Genomic DNA, 6,668 nt, shown 5'->3' with positions numbered 1-6,668 from the left:
GGTCTGGATAACGAGCTGTTCTACCTGGACAAGACCATGATGGTGTTTGGCGATGCCAAGAAAGTCATCGAAGACATGGTTAAAGCTGTCGAGTAAGTCCTGCCTCAGCGCAACACTAAAATGAAGCGCCTTCCCCTATCCTGCGAACGTTACGCTTTCGCAGGATAGGGGAAGATTTATAGACGAACGCTGGCAAAGGTTGACTCGTTACGTGCCTGGCTCAAAGCTGACATCGAACCGGCCAACGGCGAGAGCACCAATGCTTGCGGCAGCGGTATCATCGCCACCTGCTGCGTGGTATTGGAACCCACGCGCTCGTCACGCGGCGGAATGCCGAAGTATTCGCGGTAGCACTTGGAGAAGTGCGGCGTGGACACAAAGCCACAGATCGACGCCACTTCGATGATCGACATCGGCGTTTGCTTGAGCAACTGTCGCGCACGGACCAGACGCAGTTTCAGATAGTAACGCGACGGCGAGCAGTGCAGGTACTTCTGGAACAGCCGTTCCAGCTGACGACGGGACACGGCGACATACACCGCCAGTTCGTCCAGGTCGATCGGCTCTTCGAGGTTGGCCTCCATCAGCGCGACGATTTCCTGCAACTTCGGTTGATTGGTGCCCAGCATATGCTTGAGCGGCACGCGCTGGTGATCCTGCTCGTTGCGGATGCGCTCGTAGACGAACATTTCCGAGATCGCGGCCGACAGTTCACGACCGTGATCGCGGCTGATCAGGTGCAGCATCATGTCCAGCGGCGCGGTGCCGCCGGAGCTGGTGAAACGGTTACGGTCGAGGGTGAACAAACGGGTACTCATTACTATCCGCGGGAAAGCCTCCTGCATCGCCGCCAGGCATTCCCAATGGACGCTGCAATCGAAACCATCGAGCAGTCCGGCGCAAGCCAGGGCCCAGCTGCCGGTGCAGACCGCGCCGAGGCGGCAAGCCTTGCGGGCCTGGCTTTGCAACCAGGATACGTGTTCACGGGTAACGGTGCGCTGAATGCCGACGCCACCGCAAACGATGATCGTGTCCATTGGTGGGGCTTTGTGCATGGAGGCGTCAGGGGTGATTTGCAGGCCATCACTGGCCCAGACCTGGCCGCCATCGACGGTGAGGGTAGTCCAGCGATACAGCTCGCGACCGGACAACTGATTGGCCATCCGCAGCGGTTCTACAGCGGACGCCAGAGAAATCAGCGTGAAATTGTCCAGCAGCAGAAAGCCGATGGATTGAGGCGCACGGTTCTGGGGTTGTGCCCCTGAGTTGAACGACGTCATCGCAGTATCCTCACACGAAGCGGGTGAATGGCCTCAGGCAAAGGCTCTTTTTATTTTCCCATCCAAAAGTTGGTGGGTTTGTTCCTATTCAACTTGCAAAGGTCATACCCAATTACATAAGTTTGAGCGGATCCAGAAACGACATCACCCAATGTCTCTATGCTGAGGTTTGCAGGGCGGGAGCCATAAGGAAAACGCTTGAGTTTGTGCCTGCGTTTATCAACGTTGTGCTCTTTCGTAGCATATACGCGAGAGATGTCTATAAACGACAACTTACTTGTCACCGACATCCACATATCGGTTTTTGAATAAAATAATGACCAATGCCCCGATTTTGGCTGACACAAGGGCCGGTTTGTTCAATGTAAACGCAGGCTAAGGCAACCGTCAGCTTTGGGTCGACTGCGGCCTTTCAAGTCAGGCAGCAACCGGCCAGCCACGGGCACCTATACCATCCATCTCAACCCGAGCAGCGCTGATCAGGCAGCATGACATTCCGCCTGATCAGCGTGCCCGCAGATGCCCACGCCCTCTGACTCGCTCACTTCCTCTCGCGGTTCACCACTCCCTTCCTGTTTGAGAAGAAGCGTTAGATTGCCCTCGCTATCCGCAGTTGTTGAAGCAGATCCGGGCTGATTGTCAGCACTGTCATTTCAGGATTTATTTCCACCAATACTCGATCTGAACCCCTACGTTGGAGCCGTGCAGGTCTGTACCAAACGAACCGGTATCAGACAACGCCGATCCCGGAGATTGCAAGCTGGCGGCGCGTTGCGCAGCCTTGTTCCAGGTAGCGTAGGTGTAATACAGACGAAATTCCGGTCTGTCCCAGAATCCCGGGCCCTTCGGAGACCAGGTCGGCGCGATGGTGTACTTAGTGAGTTTTCGGGCACCGCCTGCGGCTTCAACCTGGTCGCGCCCAACTTCTGTGATCAACTTGAACTGATCCGTGAACGCATAAATTGGCCGAACACCAATGGATAACCAGTTCTGATCATCACCATCAGGGCGCGTGTCTTTTTGATAGACCAATTCAACTTGACCACTGAAAGCATGAGTCATTTGCCAGTCGAAAAACTCCACGAGCCGCCAGCTCTTGTTGCTCTCATCCAACGTGGTGTCACCGGTATAGCCCAATGCGGTGCCCGGCCCTCGGCCGTATTGAACAGCGAACTTGTTGACTCCGCCAAGAAACGCGACCTGCTTGTGCTGGGCAACCACCGACCAGCCCTGATGAGCATTCTCGCGGCTCGGCTTGTCCAGATAACTGACGCCCAGTTGAACCTCGCCACCGGGATTTGTGTTGAATCCGCTGACGGTCACATCATGACGGGTAACAAAATCCTTTTGGAAGACGTTGTCCTTGCGTGAGAACACGTAGCTGTATTTCAGATCTCCCAACGCGACCTGGTCGAACCCAAAGCCTGTTGAGCTTTGGTTCCAGTAGAAGTAGTCGGAAATATTGATGTCGTTTCGGTTGTAGTAACGACGACCCGCCCAGAAAGAACCGCCATTCAATGCCGGCATCTTGCTCCACTCAGCGTAGAGCTGACTCATCCGCGTATAGCCGTGCTCCCCGTCAAATTTTGGTTCATGGCCATACTCGTTATAAAACTGTGCCATGCCTTCCACGCTGACCACCGAGCCGTCGTCCAGTGAAAGCAGATCCTGGCGCAAATCCAGCTCCAGATATTGCTCACATTCGTTGCCAAGACGGTATTTGGATTGCGCACCCGGTAGCTGAAAACACGACTGTTTCCCTCCTTGAGTCGAATCCCCTACTCCGGTTCTGAAATAACCGGTGAAGTCTGCTGAATACGCGTCAACCGGCAGAAAGCCGACAGCAAAGGACGCACCCAGAACTGCGCTGAGAGTTTTAACGTTCATTCATGACACCTTTGGTTTGTTATATTTATTGGACAAGGCCGATAACGCGAACAGTACGCTTTTGATCCAAGTACGCAGTTAACTCCACGCACCGGTTCCCGGAAGGGAAATACCAAATTAAATCGAATAAAAAAGACACCGCATTACCTGAACCAAAAGCATGAGAAAAATCCAGGCATTGCCAGTGCAAAGTGACCACGGTGAGCTAACGATTGGGATAAACAGGTTATTTAAACAATGAGTTAATTTATGAAGCTCTACCCCCGATGACGTCCTCGGAAGAAATTTATAAGACCCTGCGTCGAGGAATCATCAGCCGGTTGCGCGTCATAGCGAGTCAGGAGGCTATGGACGCTGTTACTTAGCTCCTTGCCCAGTTCCACGCCCCATTGATCAAATGAATTGACTCCCCAAATTACACCCTGGACAAAGACCTTGTGCTCATAAAGGGCGATCAGCGCACCAAGGCTATGTGGATTGATGATCTCAAGAGCAACTGTATTGCTTGGCCGGTTACCGGGGATCACTTTATGCGGTGCCAGTCGTTCAATCTCACTGGATGAAAGGCCTTTGGCTTTTAGCTCTGCCTCAGCTTCACTGCGGGTTTTGCCCCACATCAGCGCTTGGCTTTGAGACAAGCAATTGGCGTACAGCCATTCCTGATGATCAGCCACTGGATTGTGGCTGACCACAGGCACAATGAAGTCAGCTGGAATCAGAGGCGTTCCCTGATGCAGCAACTGGTGGTAAGCGTGCTGTCCGTTACACCCCACGCCGCCCCAGATTACGGGGCCCGTGGTGCAGGACACTGGCGTGCCGTCATGACGAACACTTTTGCCATTTGACTCCATGTCCATCTGCTGCAGATGCTTCACGAAGTTGCGCAGGTAATGGTCATAGGGCAAAAAAGCATAGCTTTGCGCACCCCAAAAGTTGTGATACCAAACGCCGAGTACCGCTAAAAGAACAGGAAGGTTCTGTTCCAGTGGTTCGTTGAGGAAATGCTGATCCATAGCGTACGCGCCGGATAGCAGTTCCTTGAAGTTAGCGATGCCAATGGCCAGAGCAATTGGCAGGCCAATTGCAGACCATAGTGAGTAACGGCCACCGACCCAGTCCCACATAGGAAAAATGTTTGTTTCACGGATGCCGAAATCCAGCGCTGCCTGGCGATTACTTGTCACAGCAATGAAATGGCGATATAGCTTCTCTTCCGTCCCGCCCTTAGCCAAGTACCAGCTACGAGAAGCTTGTGCATTCTTCAAGGTTTCAAGAGTGCCGAAGGTTTTGCTGGAGATGATAAACAGCGTTGTTTCTACGTTCAGTCCGGCTGTAACCTCTCGGAATTCACTGCCGTCGATGTTAGCTAGATAATGGCACCGCACCCCATGCCGAGCAAAAGGCGCCAGCGCCTCAGAGACAAGCTCCGGGCCCAGAAATGAGCCACCAATACCAATGTTTACGACATCGGTGATGACCTTGTCGTTGTAACCACGCCACAGATGGTTATGGATACGACTCACAACGTCAGTCATCTGCGCCAGGGCTCCATGCACATCGCGCATCAAGTTGCGACCATCGACCATCAACGCGTCCCCCACTGGTCGCCGCAGCGCGGTATGCAGCACTGGACGCCCCTCGGAACCGTTGATTTTCTCTCCACTGAACATGGCATGCGCTGCCTGTTCCACGCCTGCCTCGCGAGCAAGGTTTACAAGCAATGAACGCGTTTCGTGAGTGATCAGGTTTTTGGAGTAATCCAAAAAAAGCCCGCAGCCCGCCAAGGAAAAGTCTTGAAAGCGTTTACTGTCATCTCGAAAGGCATCGCGCATACTAAAATTTTTCATGCTCTCCCGATGTTCGAGCAGATTGCGCCATGCCGGCAGTGCAGTCACATCATAAGTTTTGTTGTTGTTATTCATACTCAGCCCTTCTTCGCCAATACGGCTTGTGCCGTCTCAATCGACTCTTGTCTTGCCATTCAAATGTGGGCGTTTTGTAATTCTGCAAACGCAGAAGCGCCATCACAGGAATAAGCCCTGCATTGTGTAGTTACAACCAATTATCGGATTTAGTCCCGCGAGGGCCAGCGTCCGCCATCGCGATTCAAATAAATGTCTATCTCTATAACGAAATCATTGAAACCTGAAGAAAAAAACAGAACACCGGGGCACTCAAGCAGAAAACACTGCAAACATATCCGTGCATGACAAATGAAAACCAGGTGCCAGTCATTTGGTTTCAAAGTTATCCAGACGGCGAGACGTGGACAAGCGTCAAATAATTCACGTCTGCACCGCTAAATCCTCAGGACGAAACCCTGAGTACAGTCATTTGAGAGCGCCGCAAGAATCTCGCTGGATTAAAGAGGGTTTCAATCTAATAGTCTGACGTCTACCCTCAGGTTGCTTGATACGCTTCAATAAAAGCTTCACAGCCTGGGCTCCGAGTTCTTCGAGAGGTTGCGCTACAACTGTCAGCCTTGGGCTGAAAGCATCCGCCCAGTCGAAATCGTCAAAGCCAACCAGCGCGATATCCTTTGGCACCTCAAGCCCCGCTTCACGAAGAGCCTGCATTGCACCAATGGTCATCAAGTTGTTTGCAGTCATTATTGCGGTGGGCGGGTGCTCTAGCGATAGCAAACGGCGAGTGGCTTCCATTGCCGGCGCAATCGCCGATTCACCACAGCAAACCAATTGATCTTCGTACTCAATTCCAGCGTCAACTAAAGCCGCACGGTAGCCGTCAATTCGCTCATGAGAAGAAGACTGAGTCAATCGTCCGGATACCATCCCGATACGCCGATGCCCCAGCTTAATCAAATGTGCAATCAACTCTTGAGATGAGTGCTTATTCTCTACCCCCACCTGATCGAAAGATGTCGAGAGAAGTCGATCGATGAGAACCGTCGGTATCTTGTTGGCTTTTAAGTAATTAAATACTCGATTTTCCGGATCATATTCCGAGGCGAGTACAATCCCGTCAACACGTCGCTCATGCAGTGCCTTGACCGCTTTGAGTTCCTGTTCCGGATCTCTTTGCGTATTGACCAGTATCATCATCAAACCGCTTTTCGCGCATGCCGCTTCGATGGCACGTACTGTTTCACTGAAATAATAGTTTGAAAGCGTAGCAATCGCCACGCCGATGGCACCCGAACCCGAAGAGGAACGAGCCAGAGACCGAGCGAGTGAGTTTCGAATATAGCCTACGGACTCTACAGCCTGATTCACGCTACGGACGGTGTCAGGATGTACTTTACGAGTACCGTTGAGTACATGAGATACCGTAGACATCGATACGTTCGCGGCTCTCGCGACATCGCTCATCTTTGCGCCCACTGTGCATCACTCCTTTCTCACGTGATTTGATGGATAGCGCTGAACTCATGTCCAGTTGCTAGCTATTGTAAAGCTCACGGCGAGAAAATGCGTCGATGGCTCTCGGAATGCCGGGACGAACCCGCAATTTCGTGAAAGACCCAGCGAGGTGCGCAGTGCA

5 protein-coding genes are annotated in these 6,668 nt (G+C 52.5%); 1 reads left to right on the top strand and 4 read right to left on the bottom strand.

What is annotated here, in order from left to right; all coding sequences use genetic code 11:
• A partial coding sequence (locus BK662_RS03810) for an NAD(P)(+) transhydrogenase (Re/Si-specific) subunit beta (RefSeq protein ID WP_148057908.1) occupies positions 1–96 on the top strand: 96 nt, incomplete at its 5' end.
• A gap of 80 nt (positions 97–176) precedes the next feature.
• Here the strand turns inward: BK662_RS03810 and gbdR are convergent.
• From gbdR to BK662_RS03790, 4 genes are all read right to left on the bottom strand, one after another.
• Positions 177–1,280 carry a choline metabolism transcriptional regulator GbdR gene (gene gbdR / locus BK662_RS03805; RefSeq protein ID WP_123356837.1) on the bottom strand — a complete coding sequence of 368 codons (1,104 nt, stop codon included), beginning with the start codon at positions 1,278–1,280 and terminating at the stop codon, positions 177–179.
• A gap of 660 nt (positions 1,281–1,940) precedes the next feature.
• The gene (locus BK662_RS03800; RefSeq protein WP_123356835.1) at positions 1,941–3,167 is read right to left on the bottom strand and encodes a maltoporin; all 1,227 of its coding nucleotides are present in this window, start codon (positions 3,165–3,167) and stop codon (positions 1,941–1,943) included.
• 257 nt (positions 3,168–3,424) lie between these two features.
• Entirely contained in the window at positions 3,425–5,089 is a 1,665-nt protein-coding gene (gene pgi / locus BK662_RS03795; protein ID WP_123356833.1) for a glucose-6-phosphate isomerase, read from the bottom strand.
• Between the two features lie 408 nt (positions 5,090–5,497).
• A complete protein-coding gene (locus BK662_RS03790; RefSeq protein ID WP_123356831.1) occupies positions 5,498–6,508 on the bottom strand; it encodes a LacI family DNA-binding transcriptional regulator in 1,011 nt (336 codons plus the stop codon).
• Positions 6,509–6,668 lie beyond the last annotated feature (160 nt).

This window comes from Pseudomonas frederiksbergensis, from assembly GCF_003732275.1.
Classification (GTDB): Bacteria; Pseudomonadota; Gammaproteobacteria; order Pseudomonadales; family Pseudomonadaceae; genus Aquipseudomonas; species Aquipseudomonas frederiksbergensis_H.
The sequence above is the reverse complement of the archived record's forward strand: the minus strand, read 5'-3'. Positions and strand labels throughout refer to the sequence as shown.